Origin of the sequence: Mycobacterium neglectum (assembly GCF_002591975.1) — a bacterium.
In the GTDB taxonomy this organism is placed as follows: domain Bacteria; phylum Actinomycetota; class Actinomycetes; order Mycobacteriales; family Mycobacteriaceae; genus Mycobacterium; species Mycobacterium neglectum.
The window spans coordinates 1-1,162 of the sequence record NZ_NVQE01000114.1 but is presented as its reverse complement, the minus strand read 5'-3'; the positions used below and the strand labels follow the sequence as shown (position 1 = coordinate 1,162).

Genomic DNA, 1,162 nt, shown 5'->3' with positions numbered 1-1,162 from the left:
GGGCGTGTCATTCCATCTGTGTAAGTCCGGGGTGGTCCATCATCGGACCGCCGTTCGGGCGGACAGAAGGAGTGATTTGTGACCAAGGCCATAGCGTCGTCGGGTTCGAGGAAGTCGGCGGCTCGACAACTGGCGGAGACGTTTTCGGCTGAGACGTTGGATTCGTTGATCAAAGATGCGGTGAAGTCGGGGACCCCGATTGATGGCGCCGATGGTTTGCTCAACGAGTTGACCAAGGCGGTGTTGGAGCGGGCGTTGGATTCGGAGCTGACTCATCACTTGGGCTATGAGGCCGGTGATCCGGCCGGACGTGGGTCGGGCAATTCCCGTAACGGCACGACGCCGAAGACGGTGTCCACTGTCAACGGCCCGGTGGCCATCGCGGTGCCGCGTGATCGTAACGGCTCGTTCGAGCCGGCGATCGTGCCCAAAAAGGTCCGCCGGCTGGGCAACCTCAACTCGGTGGTGTTGTCGCTGTACTCGCGGGGCATGACCACGCGTGATATCGAGGCCCACCTCGAGGAGGTCTATGGCGCCAGCGTGTCGCGCGAGCTGATCTCCAATATCACCGAGGTCGTCGTCGATGAGATCAAGTGCTGGCAATCGCGCCCGCTCGAGGAGGTCTATCCGATCCTCTACATCGACGGGCTGCGGCTGCGCATCAAGGACAACGGCGTGGTCACCACCAAGGTCGCCTATCTGGCCATCGGGGTGGATCTGGAGGGCCGCAAACACGCCCTGGGGGTGTGGATCCAAGATTCCGAGGGCGCTAAATTCTGGCAGAAGGTGGTCATTGACCTGCGCAATCGCGGGGTGCGCGACATCCTGATCGCCTGCTGTGACGGGCTGACCGGCCTGCCCGATGCGATCCGCTCGATCTACCCCGACACGGTGGTGCAGACCTGCGTGGTGCACGTGATCCGCAATGCGATGCGGTTTGTGTCCTACAAGGACCGCAAGAAGGTCGCGACATCGATGCGGGCGATCTACACCGCGGCGACGGTCGAGGCCGCCGAGCTCGCCTTGAAAGAGTTCGACACCGCTTACGGCGCCCAGTATCCCGGGGCGATCGACGTATGGCGCAACGCCTGGCCCGAGTTCGTGCCATTCCTGGACTATCCGGTCGAGTTGCGCAAGATCGTCTACACCACCAACGCGATCG

General features: G+C 62.5%; 1 protein-coding gene. It reads left to right on the top strand.

Annotation, left to right across the window (positions count from 1 at the left end; translation table 11 throughout):
• Positions 1–129: 129 nt before the first annotated feature.
• Positions 130–1,162 (top strand): IS256 family transposase (locus CSQ99_RS30610; protein ID WP_245909170.1); only part of this gene is annotated, 1,033 nt, incomplete at its 3' end.